Annotated in this window: 14 protein-coding genes; 12 read left to right on the top strand and 2 right to left on the bottom strand. The window is 43.1% G+C overall.

The annotated features are described in order from the left end of the window. The first annotated feature begins 109 nt into the window (after positions 1 to 109). The 8 genes from icd to coaE all read left to right on the top strand — a co-directional run bounded on the left by icd (position 110) and on the right by coaE (position 10,197). Entirely contained in the window at positions 110 to 1,381 is a 1,272-nt protein-coding gene (gene icd, locus AXI57_RS12915; RefSeq protein ID WP_003325111.1) for an NADP-dependent isocitrate dehydrogenase, read from the top strand. A gap of 34 nt (positions 1,382 to 1,415) precedes the next feature. Then, positions 1,416 to 2,354, top strand: a complete 939-nt coding sequence (mdh, locus tag AXI57_RS12910) for a malate dehydrogenase (protein WP_003325113.1) — start codon at positions 1,416 to 1,418, stop codon at positions 2,352 to 2,354. 224 nt (positions 2,355 to 2,578) lie between these two features. After that, positions 2,579 to 3,301 (top strand): response regulator transcription factor, encoded by a 723-nt coding sequence (locus AXI57_RS12905; protein WP_003325114.1) that lies wholly within the window; start codon positions 2,579 to 2,581, stop codon positions 3,299 to 3,301. Further along, positions 3,294 to 5,030, top strand: a complete 1,737-nt coding sequence (gene pnpS, locus AXI57_RS12900) for a two-component system histidine kinase PnpS (protein WP_061670302.1) — start codon at positions 3,294 to 3,296, stop codon at positions 5,028 to 5,030. The genes AXI57_RS12905 and pnpS overlap by 8 nt, the downstream gene beginning before the upstream one ends. Positions 5,031 to 5,282: 252 nt before the next feature. After that, positions 5,283 to 7,925, top strand: coding sequence for a DNA polymerase I (gene polA, locus AXI57_RS12895; RefSeq protein WP_010789464.1), 2,643 nt, complete (start codon positions 5,283 to 5,285; stop codon positions 7,923 to 7,925). 26 nt (positions 7,926 to 7,951) lie between these two features. Continuing rightward, positions 7,952 to 8,779 carry a DNA-formamidopyrimidine glycosylase gene (gene mutM, locus AXI57_RS12890; protein ID WP_003325117.1) on the top strand — a complete coding sequence of 276 codons (828 nt, stop codon included), beginning with the start codon at positions 7,952 to 7,954 and terminating at the stop codon, positions 8,777 to 8,779. 175 nt (positions 8,780 to 8,954) lie between these two features. After that, a complete protein-coding gene (ytaF, locus tag AXI57_RS12885) occupies positions 8,955 to 9,587 on the top strand; it encodes a sporulation membrane protein YtaF (RefSeq protein WP_003325118.1) in 633 nt (210 codons plus the stop codon). Positions 9,588 to 9,603: 16 nt separating this feature from the next. Then, positions 9,604 to 10,197, top strand: coding sequence for a dephospho-CoA kinase (gene coaE, locus AXI57_RS12880; protein ID WP_061670301.1), 594 nt, complete (start codon positions 9,604 to 9,606; stop codon positions 10,195 to 10,197). Positions 10,198 to 10,241: 44 nt separating this feature from the next. Here the strand turns inward: coaE and AXI57_RS12875 are convergent, their stop codons facing one another. Together AXI57_RS12875 and AXI57_RS12870 are read right to left on the bottom strand one after the other, a co-directional pair. Beyond that, on the bottom strand, positions 10,242 to 11,084 hold the full coding sequence (locus AXI57_RS12875; RefSeq protein WP_061670300.1) for an aldo/keto reductase: 843 nt from the start codon (positions 11,082 to 11,084) through the stop codon (positions 10,242 to 10,244). Positions 11,085 to 11,174: 90 nt separating this feature from the next. Next, the gene (locus AXI57_RS12870; protein ID WP_061670299.1) at positions 11,175 to 12,371 is read right to left on the bottom strand and encodes an MFS transporter; all 1,197 of its coding nucleotides are present in this window, start codon (positions 12,369 to 12,371) and stop codon (positions 11,175 to 11,177) included. A gap of 186 nt (positions 12,372 to 12,557) precedes the next feature. Here AXI57_RS12870 and AXI57_RS12865 point away from each other — a divergent pair, with 186 nt between their 5' ends. The 4 genes from AXI57_RS12865 to nrdR all read left to right on the top strand — a co-directional run bounded on the left by AXI57_RS12865 (position 12,558) and on the right by nrdR (position 15,567). Further along, a complete protein-coding gene (locus AXI57_RS12865) occupies positions 12,558 to 12,938 on the top strand; it encodes a winged helix-turn-helix transcriptional regulator (protein ID WP_061670298.1) in 381 nt (126 codons plus the stop codon). Positions 12,939 to 13,180: 242 nt separating this feature from the next. Then, complete coding sequence (locus AXI57_RS12860) at positions 13,181 to 14,203, top strand: glyceraldehyde-3-phosphate dehydrogenase (RefSeq protein ID WP_003325124.1); 1,023 nt, start codon at positions 13,181 to 13,183, stop codon at positions 14,201 to 14,203. 234 nt (positions 14,204 to 14,437) lie between these two features. Then, positions 14,438 to 14,818: an adenosylmethionine decarboxylase gene (gene speD, locus AXI57_RS12855; RefSeq protein ID WP_003223584.1), complete on the top strand. Its 381-nt coding sequence runs from the start codon at positions 14,438 to 14,440 to the stop codon at positions 14,816 to 14,818. 290 nt (positions 14,819 to 15,108) lie between these two features. Then, positions 15,109 to 15,567 (top strand): transcriptional regulator NrdR, encoded by a 459-nt coding sequence (nrdR, locus tag AXI57_RS12850; RefSeq protein ID WP_003325126.1) that lies wholly within the window; start codon positions 15,109 to 15,111, stop codon positions 15,565 to 15,567. Positions 15,568 to 15,670: the final 103 nt, after the last annotated feature.

The following is a 15,670-nucleotide window of genomic DNA, read 5'->3' as shown; positions in this document are numbered from 1 at the left end:
ATCTTGGTTTACAATTTTAATTGAAAGTTAAGAAAAATCATTTTGTTTTTTTATATCAGAAAAATAAAATGTTTTCTAAATATGAATTACATACTGGGAGGTAATATTTGTGGCACAAGCTGAAAAAATTACAGTTACTGACGGTGTATTGAATGTACCGAACAATCCGATTATCCCGTTTATCGAAGGTGACGGCATCGGCCCTGATATTTGGAAAGCGGCTTCAAGAGTTCTGGAAGCAGCTGTAGAAAAAGCATATAAAGGCGAAAAGAAAATCACTTGGAAAGAAGTTTATGCAGGTGAAAAAGCATTTAACAAAACGGGTGAATGGCTGCCTAACCAAACGCTTGAAGACATCCGCGAATATTTAATCGCCATTAAAGGCCCGCTTACAACTCCGATCGGCGGCGGAATCCGTTCATTAAACGTAGCGCTCAGACAGGAATTAGACTTGTTTACATGTCTTCGTCCAGTCAGATACTTTAACGGCGTACCTTCGCCTGTTAAGCGCCCTCAAGATACGGATATGGTTATTTTCCGTGAAAATACGGAAGATATCTACGCTGGAATCGAGTACGCAAAAGGCTCTGAAGAAGTGGAAAAATTAATCAACTTCTTAAAAACTGAGCTTGGTGTCAACAAAATCCGTTTCCCTGAAACATCAGGCATCGGTATTAAGCCTGTTTCAGAAGAAGGCACACAGCGTCTTGTAAGAGCGGCCATTCAATATGCAATTGACCAAAATCGCAAATCAGTCACATTGGTTCATAAAGGCAACATCATGAAGTTCACTGAAGGAGCCTTTAAAAACTGGGGCTATGAAGTGGCTGAAAAAGAATTTGGAGATAAAGTCTTTACATGGGCTGAATATGATCGTATTGTAGAACAGGATGGGAAAGATGCAGCAAACAAAGCGCAAAGCGAAGCTGAGGCTGCCGGCAAAATCATTATCAAAGACAGCATTGCTGATATCTTCCTTCAACAAATTTTAACGCGTCCAAGCGAATTTGATGTGGTAGCTACAATGAACTTAAACGGCGACTACATTTCCGATGCACTTGCAGCGCAAGTCGGCGGAATCGGTATCGCTCCTGGGGCTAACATCAATTACGAAACTGGACACGCTATTTTCGAAGCAACTCACGGAACGGCGCCTAAATACGCGGGACTTGATAAAGTGAACCCGTCATCTGTTCTTCTTTCAGGCGTGCTTTTACTTGAGCACCTTGGATGGCAGGAAGCTGCTGATCTTGTGGTTCAATCCGTTGAAAAAACAATCGAATCTAAAGTCGTAACTTACGATTTTGCTAGATTAATGGACGGTGCCACAGAAGTGAAGTGCTCGGAATTTGCTGACGAATTAATCAAAAACTTGTCTTAATTCTTAAACTTATAAGTTAAAGGGGAAAAAGCAAATGGCGAACAAGCGTAAAAAAGTATCTGTAATCGGAGCCGGTTTTACCGGTGCAACAACTGCATTTTTGACGGCTCAAAAAGAATTGGCGGATGTTGTATTAGTCGATATTCCGCAATTAGAAAATCCGACTAAAGGAAAAGCGCTTGACATGTTAGAAGCAAGCCCTGTGCAAGGGTTTGATGCAAAAGTTACCGGAACGTCAAACTATGAAGACACTGCCGGATCTGACATTGTAGTCATTACGGCGGGAATTGCTAGAAAACCTGGGATGAGCCGGGATGATCTCGTGTCTACGAATGAGAAAATCATGAGAAGTGTGACGCGTGATATCGTAAAACATTCTCCTGACTGTGTCATTGTCGTTTTGACAAACCCGGTGGATGCAATGACTTACGCCGTGTATAAAGAATCAGGATTCCCGAAAGAACGCGTCATCGGACAATCAGGCGTGCTGGATACTGCGAGATTCAGAACGTTTGTGGCTGAGGAATTGAATCTGTCTGTTAAAGATGTAACGGGATTTGTTCTTGGAGGCCACGGAGATGATATGGTGCCGCTTGTGCGTTATTCTTACGCCGGAGGTATTCCGTTAGAAACACTTATTCCGAAAGATCGGATTGACGCAATCGTAGAACGGACAAGAAAAGGCGGCGGTGAAATCGTCAACCTGCTTGGAAACGGAAGCGCATATTATGCTCCTGCCGCATCACTTGTAGAAATGATTGAAGCGATCTTAAAAGACCAGCGCCGTGTATTGCCGACTATTGCCTATCTCGAAGGAGAATACGGCTATGAAGGCATTTACTTAGGTGTTCCGACAATTGTCGGAGGCAACGGCCTTGAACAGATTATTGAATTGGAATTAACAGATTACGAAAAAACACAGTTGAACAAATCTGCTGAATCTGTTAAAAATGTCATGAAAGTTTTATCTTAAGATAATAACAGGGAGGGCTTTGTTACGAAGCCTTCCTGTTTTTATACAAAAATGTAAGCGCTGTCTTTTTTGTGCCATCCTATATGATGTGTTCTTTTCAAAATGATTAAAAAGGCGAATTGTCGAACCGGCTTCCATTCGTTAAAATGAAATCATGAAACGTGTTATGATGACATAAAATAGAGAAATAGGATGTCGGGGAATTTTGATAATGGAGGCACAGCATGAGCAAAAAAATTTTAGTTGTGGATGATGAAGAATCTATCGTTACTCTTTTGCAGTATAATTTGGAGCGGTCGGGCTACGAGGTTGTCACCGCATCAGACGGTGAAGAAGCTTTAAAACAGGCGGAGACAGAAAAACCTGACTTAATTGTGCTTGATCTCATGCTTCCTAAATTGGATGGGATCGAAGTGTGTAAGCAGTTGAGACAGCAAAAGCTGATGTTTCCTATTTTAATGCTCACGGCTAAAGATGAAGAGTTTGATAAAGTGCTCGGTCTTGAACTTGGCGCTGACGATTATATGACCAAGCCATTCAGCCCGAGAGAAGTAAATGCCAGGGTAAAGGCGATTTTAAGGCGTTCTGAAATAGCTTCTCCCTCATTTGACGGGCAGAATGACGTCAAGGACGGCCAGTTGATCATCGGTGATCTTAAAATTCTCCCGGACCATTACGAAGCTTATTTTAAGTCAAACCAGCTTGAGCTGACACCGAAAGAATTTGAACTGCTTCTCTACCTCGGAAAACATAAGGGCAGAGTTTTAACTAGAGATTTGCTGCTCAGCGCTGTGTGGAATTACGATTTTGCCGGAGATACCCGGATTGTTGATGTGCATATCAGCCACCTTCGCGACAAAATCGAAACAAATACAAAAAAACCCATCTATATTAAAACGATCAGAGGATTGGGGTATAAACTGGAGGAGCCTAAAATGAATGAATAATTACCGTGTGCGTCTTTTTGCTGTACTCGCCGTATTCATTATCTTGGTGTTTAGTGTACTCGGTCTTTTTTTACAACAGCTTTTCGAATCGGCTAATGAAGAAAAAGCAGCTGACCAAATGGAAAAGGAAGCCAAATACATGGCTTCTCTCCTTAATGCCGGAGATTTGACAGCTAAAGAGAACGAGAAAGTAATTAAAGAAGCAGGCAGCGCGCTTGATGTAAGCGCGGCGGTGGTGAATGACGAAGGGCGCGTGTTATACAGTTCAGGCAAAAACACGAATGTTTCTTCTGTGATTACCCATCTCCATGCAGACAAAGGAACTTTGGTTAAATCGGACGACGCTTCCAGACTTTATTACGGGCTTCCGCTGACAAACGCCGATAATAAAACGGGTTATGTTTTGCTGTCGTCCCGGGCGGAAAGCAGCTCAGGCGTCAGCGGGGAAATGTGGGGCATGCTGGCAGCCAGTCTGTGTACCGCTTTTATTGTTATTGTATTCTTTTATACCAACATGACCTCCCGTTATAAAAAATCCATTGAAGCAGCGACAGGAATGGCGACAGAGCTGTCTAAGGGAAATTACGACTCCCGCACATACGGCGGATACATAAGCCGCTCCGATAAGCTCGGACGCGCGATGAACAGCCTCGCGTTCAATCTGATGGAGATGACAAGAACACAAGAAATGCAGCGCGACCGCCTTTTGACTGTCATTGAAAATATCGGATCAGGCTTGATACTGATTGACGGCAGAGGATTTATAAACCTTGTAAACAGGGCGTATGCGAAGCAGTTCCATACCCAGCCAAACCACTTGCTCCGCCGCCTTTACCACGATGCATTTGAACATGAGGAAATCATACAGCTTGTCGAAGAAATCTTCATGACTGAAACAAAAAAATGCAAACTGTTCAGGCTTCCGATCAATATTGAAAGACGTTATTTTGAAGTGGACGGCGTTCCGATCATGGGACCTGATGATGAATGGAAGGGAATCGTTCTTGTTTTTCATGACATGACGGAGACAAAAAAACTTGAGCAAATGAGAAAAGATTTCGTTGCCAATGTCTCACATGAATTGAAAACGCCGATTACGTCAATCAAAGGCTTTACTGAAACATTATTGGACGGAGCATTGGACGACAGGGAAGCACTTTTAGAATTCCTCTCTATTATTTTAAAGGAGAGTGAGAGGCTTCAATCATTGGTGCAAGATTTGCTGGATCTGTCTAAAATTGAACAGCAAAACTTCACGCTCAGTGTTGAGACGTTTGATGCGGCGAAAATGCTTGGTGAGATTGAAACGCTCCTTCAGCATAAGGCATCAGAAAAAGATATTCGATTTGAACTGAACATTCCGAAAGATCCTCTCTATGTTCAAGGAGATGTATACAGGCTGAAGCAGGTTTTTCTTAATCTGGCAAACAATGCGCTGACCTACACGCCTGAGCATGGAACGGTCACCATTTCTGCAAAATTGGCAGAAGAGGATATTCAGATAGAAGTCGCAGATACGGGAATCGGGATTGAAAAAGAAGAAATTCCCCGAATCTTCGAGCGCTTTTATCGCGTCGATAAAGACAGAAGCAGGAATTCAGGAGGCACCGGCCTCGGGCTTGCGATCGTCAAGCACTTGATAGAAGCCCATGAAGGCAAAATAGAAGTAAAAAGCGAACAGGGGCAGGGAACGATTTTTATCGTGGCACTGAAACGGGCGCTCAATTAGCTTGGGCAATCTTTACAAAGTGTTAACAATATCTTCATGCACTGTTAAACCTATGCTGTTAGGATGTAGTAGAACCCCTTCATCCAAGGAGCCAATTTGACGGCGGGAACCTATATGTGTTCCCGTCCTTTTTTATGTCTACTCCCCAGGTTCGCTTATTTTCCTTTCAAATTGAACTTTGTTAAAATAAGAGAAGCAAAAGACTATCAAATGAGATGAAAGGGAGCTTGCGCTTCTTAGGAGGATATATGAATGACGGAACGAAAAAAGTTAGTGCTTGTAGACGGAAACAGCCTTGCATACAGAGCATTTTTTGCCTTGCCGCTGTTAAGTAATGATAAAGGAATTCACACAAATGCGGTATACGGCTTCACGATGATTTTAATGAAAATGCTGGAGGACGAAAAGCCGACACATATGCTTGTGGCCTTTGACGCGGGTAAAACCACGTTCCGCCACAGCACATTTAAGGAATATAAAGGCGGCAGACAAAAGACACCGCCGGAGCTGTCGGAGCAAATGCCGTTTATTCGCGAGCTGCTTGACGCTTATCAAATCAGCCGCTATGAACTTGAGCAGTATGAAGCGGATGATATTATCGGCACGCTTGCTAAGTCTGCTGAAAAAGACGGATTTGAAGTAAAGATATTTTCAGGAGATAAAGATTTGACACAGCTTGCGACAGAGCATACAACCGTTGCTATTACGAGAAAAGGAATTACGGATGTCGAATTTTATACACCTCAGCATGTAGAAGAAAAATACGGGCTTACTCCTGAACAAATCATTGATATGAAAGGCTTGATGGGTGATTCCTCAGATAACATTCCGGGTGTGCCGGGAGTTGGAGAGAAAACAGCCATTAAACTTTTGAAGCAATTCCATTCCGTTGAGAAACTGCTCGAATCCATCGGCGAAGTGAGTGGCAAAAAACTGAAGGAGAAGCTTGAGGAATTTAAAGATCAGGCCGTTATGAGCAAGGAACTGGCGACGATCATGACCGATGCGCCAATTGACATTTCACTTGCTGAACTGGATTATGACGGCTTTAATCGGGAACAGGTCATTTCTATTTTTAAAGATCTTGGTTTTAATACGCTGCTTGAAAGGCTAGGAGAAGAGAGCGGAGAAGCTGAACAGCAGCAGGAGTTTGAAGATGTTGATATTCATAAGGTCGAAGAAGTGACAAGCGGCATGCTCGTTTCACCGTCTGCATTTGTTGTGGAACAAATTGGCGACAATTACCACGAAGCACCGATTCTTGGTTTTTCTCTCGTCAATGAAACGGGACATTATTATATCCCTAAAGAAATTGCCGTGCAGTCAGAGATATTTAAAAAGTGGGCGGAAGACGAATCTCAGAAGAAATGGGTATTTGACAGCAAACGTTCGGTAGTCGCATTGCGCTGGCAGGGCATTGAACTGAAAGGAGCAGAATTTGACGCGCTTCTTGCGGCGTATATCATCAACCCGGCAAATACGTATGATGATGTCGCCAGCGTTGCCAAGGATTATGGCTTACACATTGTATCAAGCGATGAAGCCGTTTACGGAAAAGGGGCAAAACGCGCGGTTCCCGATGAAAATGAGCTTGCCATGCATCTTGTCAGAAAGGCTGCGGCAGTTGACAGCCTTCGTGAAAAGCTTCTCCAGGAGCTTGAAAACAACGATCAGCTTGAACTGTATGAAGAACTTGAATTGCCGCTTGCATTGATTCTTGGAGAAATGGAGTCAATCGGTGTAAAAGTGGACGTGGGCCGGCTCGAGCGAATGGGAGAAGAACTTGGCGCAAGGCTGAAGGAGTATGAAGAAAAAATCCATGAAATTGCGGGAGAACCGTTTAATATTAATTCTCCGAAACAGCTTGGCGTCATTTTATTTGAAAAACTCGGGCTTCCGGTTGTGAAAAAAACAAAAACCGGCTATTCAACCTCTGCTGACGTGCTTGAAAAGCTTGCGGACCAGCATGACATCGTGTCCTATATTTTACAGTACAGACAAATCGGAAAGCTCCAATCCACGTACATTGAAGGGCTTTTAAAGGTCATCAGAAAAGATTCGCATAAGGTGCATACACGCTTTAATCAAGCTTTAACGCAAACAGGGCGGCTCAGCTCCACCGATCCGAATCTGCAAAACATTCCGATTCGGCTGGAAGAAGGCCGCAAAATCCGTCAGGCATTTGTCCCGTCTGAGAAAGACTGGCTGATATTTGCCGCTGATTATTCGCAGATTGAGCTAAGAGTGCTGGCCCACATCTCAAAGGATGAAAATTTAATCGAAGCCTTTACAAATGATATGGATGTCCATACAAAAACGGCGATGGATGTGTTCCATGTGGCACAAGATGAAGTGACACCCGCAATGAGACGCCAGGCAAAAGCAGTGAACTTCGGCATTGTCTACGGCATCAGTGATTACGGGCTGTCCCAAAATCTCGGCATCACACGCAAAGAGGCCGCGGCATTTATTGAGCGCTATCTGGAAAGCTTTAAAGGCGTAAAAGTATACATGGAGGAATCAGTTCAGGAAGCGAAGCAAAAGGGCTATGTGACGACGCTTATGCAGCGCCGCCGCTACATCCCTGAGCTGACAAGCCGAAATTTCAATCTCAGAAGCTTTGCTGAACGGACGGCGATGAACACGCCGATTCAAGGAAGCGCCGCGGATATTATTAAAAAAGCAATGATTGATATGGCAGCCAAGCTGAAAGAAAAACAGCTGAAGGCAAAGCTCTTGCTTCAAGTGCACGATGAATTGATTTTTGAAGCGCCGAAAGAAGAAATCAAATTGCTTGAAAAGCTTGTGCCGGAAGTGATGGAACATGCTCTTAACTTAGATGTTCCGCTAAAAGTAGACTTCGCATCAGGCCCATCTTGGTATGATGCAAAATAAACAAATAGATAAAGGAAGTGATGGATGTGCCGGAATTACCAGAGGTTGAAACAGTCCGGCGCACTCTGACCGGGCTTGTGAGAGGAAAAACGATCAAATCGGTAGAAATCAGATGGCCGAATATTATTAAAAGGCCTGCCGAACCGGAGGAATTTGCGCGAAACTTAATAGGGGAAACCATCCAATCCATCGGGAGACGAGGAAAGTTTTTACTTTTTCATCTGGATCACTTTGTGATGGTTTCGCATTTGCGAATGGAAGGAAAATACGGGCTGCATCAGGCGGAGGACCCGGACGATAAGCATGTTCATGTTGTATTTACGATGACTGACGGCACCCAGCTGCGCTACCGCGACGTCCGGAAATTCGGAACGATGCATTTATTTCATCCGGGTGAGGAAATGAGAGAGCTGCCGCTTTCTCAGCTTGGCCCTGAACCGGATGACAAAGAATTTACAGACGCGTATTTGAAAGAACGGCTGATGAAAACAAACCGCGCCGTGAAAACCGCGCTGCTTGACCAGAAGGCGGTTGTCGGTCTCGGGAACATTTATGTAGATGAAGCGCTTTTTAGAGCGGGCATTCACCCGGAGACCAAAGCGAACCAATTATCAGCAAAAAAAATCAAAAAGCTCCATGAGGAAATTAAGAACACGCTTCAAGAAGCCATTGATGCGGGAGGAAGCACCGTTCGTTCTTATATAAATTCCCAAGGTGAAATCGGAATGTTTCAGCTCCGCCATTTTGTTTATGGAAAAAAAGACAAACCATGCAAAACGTGCGGTACCATGATATCTAAAATCGTCGTCGGGGGAAGAGGCACACACTTTTGTGCCAAATGCCAGAAACAATAAAGGTTAACTGTTCAAGCTGGCGGTGTGAATGATCAAAGTCTTTTAGGAAAGAAAACGCTTGTTTGTATAACACGAATGTTTCATCTTTCCCATATATATAAAGAGCCCATGTAATAAATGCTGGGGTTTAAAAAGACTCTGATTATCGCGCACCAACAGAAAGGGAGAAACGGATATGCAAATGGTTTCTTTGCTGCTAGTGGCATTGGCAGTCAGCTTGGACAGTTTTTCGGTCGGATTTACGTACGGTTTGCGAAAAATGAAGATCCCGTTGAAAGCCATTATCGTGATTGCCTGCTGTTCAGGCGCTGTCATGTTTTTGTCTATGTTGATCGGGGGCTTTCTCACAAAGTTTTTCCCCGTGTATGTGACAGAAAAGCTCGGCGGACTGATTTTAGTCGGAATCGGCGCATGGGTCTTATACCAATTTTTCAGGCCGACAAAAGAACAGGATTACTTATTGCACGAAAAAACTTTACTTAATCTAGAGGTTAAGTCATTGGGGATTGTGATCCATATTTTAAGGAAACCGACAAGCGCTGATATCGACAGGTCCGGTACCATTAACGGTATAGAAGCGCTCCTGCTCGGCTTTGCCTTGTCGATTGACGCATTCGGAGCGGGGATCGGCGCTGCAATTCTCGGATTTTCCCCTATCACCTTGAGCTTTGCTGTTGCAATCATGAGCTCGCTGTTTGTATCAATAGGTATATATGCAGGCCATGTGTTATCAAAATGGAGCTGGATTGATAAAATGGCGTTTTTGCCGGGGCTCTTGCTTATCACGATCGGTCTGTGGAAACTGTAAAAAAGGAGTGGCGTTCTTGACCTTAGTCATTGGTTTAACGGGAGGCATCGCAAGCGGCAAAAGTACGGTTGCCAATATGCTGAAGAATAAAGGAATCACTGTTATAGACGCGGATATCATTGCAAAACAAGCGGTTGAAAAAGGGATGCCGGCCTACCGGCAAATCATTGACGCTTTTGCTGAAGACATCCTGCTGGATAATGGTGACATAGACCGAAAAAAGCTTGGGGCCATTATATTTAATAATGAAGAAAAACGCCTTACATTAAACGGTATTGTGCATCCCGCTGTAAGAGCGGAAATGATTAGCAAACGGGATTTGGCAGTATCAAATAACGAGCCGTTCGTCGTATTAGATATTCCCCTGCTGTTTGAAAGCAAGCTGGAGCATTTGGTAGACAAGGTGCTGGTCGTAAGTGTAACAGAAGCGCTTCAGCTCAAAAGGCTGAAAGAGCGAAATCAGCTAACAGAGGAAGAAGCCTTGAGCCGGATTAATTCACAAATGCCGTTAGCAGATAAAATCAAACGTGCCGACAAGATCATTGATAACAGCGGCAGTTTAGAGCAAACAAAACGCCGGCTCGATGACATCATCTCTGGCTGGTCATAAAGAAACACCGTTCATCTTTTCTGAACGGTGTTTCTTTTTTTATATTAGAAATCAAAATTGTCTGGGTCCGGACCGACTCGTTCATTTTGATTCAGTTCATCAATTCGTTTCATATCCTCATTTGTTAATTCAAAATCAAACACGTTTGCGTTTTCTGAAATCCGGTATGCTTTTGTTGACTTGGGAATGGTGATGACACCGTTTTGCAGATCCCAGCGCAAAATGATTTGTGCAACAGATTTGTTATATTGATGTGCAATTTCTTTCAGCACGGGGTGATCCAGCAATTGACCCTGCATTAAAGGAGACCATGCTTCAAGCTGAATTCCGTGAGTCAGGCAAAATGCCTGCAGTTCTTTTTGGGTTAAGTGCGGATGGTACTCCACCTGGTTGACCATCGGTTTGATTTCAGCATCTTTCATCAAGTCTTCCAGATGATGAATTTGGAAATTGCTTACTCCGATCGCTTTAATCCGTCCTTCTTTATAAAGGGTTTCAAGCGCTCTCCATGCATCTTTATATTTCCCTTCCACGGGCCAGTGAATCAAGTATAAATCTAGATACTCTAATCCGAGTTTTGTTAAGCTTTCTTCAAATGCTGCGATGGCTGATTCATATCCTAAATCCGCGTTCCAGATCTTTGATGTGACGAATAAGTCCTCTCTTGAGATCCCGGCTTCTTTGATCCCTTCACGTATTCCTTTTCCAACGCCTTCTTCATTTCCGTAAATCGCGGCTGTATCAATGCTGCGGTAGCCATGGGAAATGGCTGTTTTGACGGCATTCACTAACTCTGAACCTTCCTCAACTTTAAAAACTCCGATGCCAAACCAAGGCATTTTCACTCCGTTATGAAGTATTGCTGTATCCTGTAAATGTGTTGCCATTTTTGATTTCCTCCTTAATTTGCTACATGTATTTGGTAGTTAAAAATAATCCGGTCTAAAAAGAAGCGTATCACCTACTTTCAAAGATAGTTATTGTACTGTTTTTCTTTGGTCGTGTTTTTCGAGAAGACGGCTGTATCCTGTCAGCCCCACCGCTCCTAAAACCATCAATGATCCGATCCATGCCGTATGAATAAGTCCAATCGAATCTGTGATCACTCCGCCTAAATATGAACCAATCGCAATGCCTGCGTTAAAAGCAGCAATATTAATGGCAGACGCCACATCGACGGCGCTTGGAATGAAGCGCTCGGCCAGCATGACTACATATACTTGGAGTCCAGGCACATTCATAAAAGCCAAAAATCCCATAAAGATAATGGTCAGGAGGCCCGCTATTTTAAAAGGAGCCGTAAATGTTAAGACCAAAAGCACAATAGCTTGCACAATAAACATATAAAATAAAGCAGTAATCGGGTTCCGGTTAGACAGTTTTCCGCCAATCATGTTGCCTATTGCAATGGCAGTGCCATAAATAAGCAAAATAAAAGCTACAGTGCCTTCCTTAAAACCTGTTACCTCCTGAAGCAATGGGGATAAATAAGTAAAGACAACAAAGGTTCCTCCATATCCTAATGCTGTAATGATAAATAAAAGCAGCAAGCGTCCATTGGTCACCAGCTTGATTTGATCGCGAAACGTTGTACGGGTTCCTTTACGCAAATCCGATGGAATAAGGATGCCGTTTGTGACAAGAGCAATAACGCCGACTGTAATAATGACAATAAATGCAAGTCTCCAGCCGAATTGCTGTCCGATAAATGTCCCGAAAGGAACCCCGGTAACGGTTGCAACGGTAAGTCCTGTGAACATAATCGAAATCGCACTCGCTCTTTTATGTGCAGGTACAAGATCCGCTGCGATCGTGGAGCCGATTGACATAAATACACCGTGAGAAAATGCCGAAATCACCCGAGCGGCCAGTAAAACTCCAATACTCGTTGCGCTGGCCGCCATTGTATTGCCGGCAATAAAAATCAACATGATCCAAATTAATAAAGTTTTCCGCGGCATTCTGGATGTCAAGGATGTCAGAATCGGCGCGCCGAATGTGACCCCTAAAGCATAGAGGGAAACGGTCAAGCCGGCTGTCGTGACAGGGATGTGTAAATCATCCGCGATCAGCGGCAAAAGGCCAACGCTGATAAATTCTGTTGTTCCGATGGCAAATGCACTCACGGCTAACGCCAGAAGCGCGAGTGTGCTGCGTTTTTTATTTAAAGTCATTTTCCTCTCCTCCTATTAGGTGCTGTATGATTGAAATTCTGCCGAGCAAGCATATAAATAATGAGAGTATGTTCAATATCGAGCGGCAAATGTTATTATGAGAGATATACGCATTAAAGAAAAGTACGTACTTAAAAGTGCTATAGGTACTTTTTTGTTCCTATAGAAGAGGAGGATGAATTGAATATGCAGAAAAAAAAATACAATATTTCAGTAGAAGCGACACTGGAAGTGATAGGAGGGAAATGGAAATGTGTGATCCTTTGCCATCTCACACATGGCAAAAAACGAACAAGTGAATTAAAACGTCTTATGCCGGATATTACTCAGAAAATGCTGACTCAGCAGCTGCGCGAGTTAGAATCGGACGGAGTGATCAACCGGATCGTATACAATCAAGTTCCTCCTAAAGTCGAATATGAACTGAGTGATTATGGGAGAAGTCTGGAAAGTATTTTAGATTCTCTTTGTGCGTGGGGAGCAAAACATATCACAAAAGTATATGGCGAAACCTTTTCTGTTTTAGAAGAGAGTGTATTGAATGATAAATTAAAACAGGAACTTTAAAAAATTCCGGAACATCAAAAAAAGAGCAGAATCTTTATGTCTGCTCTTTTTTTGATGCCATGATTTTTAAGCGGATTCACAATAAAAATCAATTTAGGATGCAAAAAAGCCCACTGTACATCATAAATTATCATGACAAACGTTGATTTTTATCAAGATGTACTGGCAAAAAAGCTTTAATGTGTTATACTAATTTCAGATAACAACAAATTAGAATGACATAATTGATGAGGGGTGACCTTATGAAGGTGAAAGTAGCAATTAACGGGTTTGGACGTATCGGAAGAATGGTATTCAGAAAAGCAATGTTAGATGATCAAATTCAAGTGGTGGCAATTAATGCGAGTTACTCCGCAGAAACGCTGGCCCATTTAATAAAGTATGACACGACTCACGGACGGTACGAAAAAGAAGTAATAGCTGCGGAAAACAGTCTTATTGTGAATGGCAAAAAAGTGCTTTTATTAAACAGCAGAGACCCGCACAAGCTTCCTTGGAAAGAATATGATATCGATATCGTGGTGGAGGCAACAGGGAAGTTTAATGCAAAAGAAAAGGCGATGAGCCACATAGAAGCCGGCGCAAAAAAAGTCATTTTAACTGCTCCGGGAAAAAATGAAGACGTTACCATTGTGATGGGCGTTAATGAGGATCAATTCGATGCAGAGGAGCATGTCATCATCTCCAATGCCTCATGTACAACGAATTGCCTGGCTCCGGTTGTCAAAGTGCTTGATGACGAGTTCGGCATCGAGAGCGGTTTAATGACAACCGTCCATGCATATACGAATGACCAAAAAAATATTGATAACCCGCATAAGGATTTGCGCCGGGCCAGAGCTTGCGGAGAATCCATCATTCCGACGACCACGGGCGCTGCCAAGGCGCTGTCATTAGTGATGCCGCACCTGAAAGGAAAGCTGCATGGGCTTGCTTTGCGTGTGCCGGTTCCGAATGTGTCATTAGTTGATCTTGTTGTCGATCTAAAAACAGATGTAACGGCTGAAGAAGTGAATGAAGCTTTCAGGCAGGCAGCAAGAAGTTCAATGTACGGTGTGCTTGATTATTCCGATGAACCGCTTGTTTCCTCTGATTATAATACAAATTCACATTCTGCGGTCATTGACGGACTGACGACGATGGTGATGGAGGACCGTAAAGTAAAGGTTCTCGCGTGGTATGATAATGAATGGGGCTATTCCTGCAGGGTTGTTGATCTCATCCGCCATGTTGCCGCGAGAATGAAACACCCTTCAGCTGTATAAAATAAAGTCATGGGCACTCATTAACAAAAACCCTTACCTGCAATTTTGAAAAAACTCGCCTTGCAAAATAGACTTAAACGAAGTATACTATTTTTCGTGAACTTCTTGCTCGAGACTGTTTCGGGATTACTTAAAGGGTTAGGACCTCTCCGGACTAACTTTCCCCCGTGGTAAATAGCCGACCCAGTTGTTGGAATTTCACTTTTTAATTCTTGTTAAGGGGGGTCCATGACTATGGAAACAATGGGGCGTCACGTTATCTCCGAGCTATGGGGATGCGATTTTGATAAGCTGAATGACATGGATTTTATTGAAAAAACGTTTGTAAATGCTGCTTTAAAATCAGGAGCTGAGGTGCGCGAGGTTGCATTTCACAAATTTGCACCGCAGGGCGTAAGCGGAGTCGTGATTATTTCTGAATCACATTTAACGATTCACAGCTTTCCTGAGCACGGATATGCGAGCATTGATGTTTATACTTGTGGAGACTTAGATCCTAATGTCGCTGCTGACTACATTGCAGAGGCATTACATGCTGATACAAGAGAAAACATTGAAATACCAAGAGGAATGGGACCTGTTCAAATTAAACAGGCTCAAGCCAAAGTATTATAATTTTAAACACGTACACAAAGGGAGCTGGAGTTAAAAAGCCATTACGCGCTTTTTAGCTTACGCTCCTTTTATATTTGTAAAGCAAATAATGGCAGTCAGCTTTTTCTTTTTCCGTTTTTTTTGTAAAATAAGAAAGGGAATAATCATTGATAGCAAGGTGGGTGTCCGAACCAGCCCGCACAAACGGCTCTCCCGACAGATTTGGCAATCGTCATCATCTATTTACGACATTTTAGCCGGAAGCTGCCGAACAGACATCATAGCAACGAAATAGATGGGAGCTGATTATATTGAAATGTCCTTCATGCCAGCATAACGGCACGCGCGTTCTCGACTCGCGGCCTGTGGACGACGGAAAATCAATTCGCAGAAGGCGGGAGTGTGAATCTTGCCATTACCGTTTTACAACTTTTGAAAAGGTAGAAGAGATTCCGCTTATCGTCGTGAAAAAAGAGGGCTTACGCGAAGAATTCAGCCGGGAAAAAATGCTGCGCGGTTTAATTAAAGCCTGTGAAAAAAGACCGGTTCCTTTGAAAACCCTTGAAGATATGTGCTTTGACATTGAAAAAGAACTGAGAAACCAAGGCGTCTCTGAAGTGAAAAGCGAACTTGTCGGGGAAATGGTGATGGACAGGCTGGCTAAGGTTGATGAAGTCGCCTATGTCCGATTCGCGTCCGTATACCGCCAGTTTAAAGACATTAATGTATTTATTGATGAATTAAAAGATTTAATAAAGAAAGAGCGCTAAGAGCTAAAAGGAATCTTCTAGCTCTTTTCTCATGAGCAAATTTGGCATTTGATAGATATGAGAAACGGTGTAAAATGAGAAGTAGAAACAATTCGGAAGGTTT

Source organism: Bacillus atrophaeus (assembly GCF_001584335.1).
Taxonomy (GTDB): Bacteria; Bacillota; Bacilli; order Bacillales; family Bacillaceae; genus Bacillus; species Bacillus atrophaeus.
The sequence above is the reverse complement of the archived record's forward strand: the minus strand, read 5'-3'. Positions and strand labels throughout refer to the sequence as shown.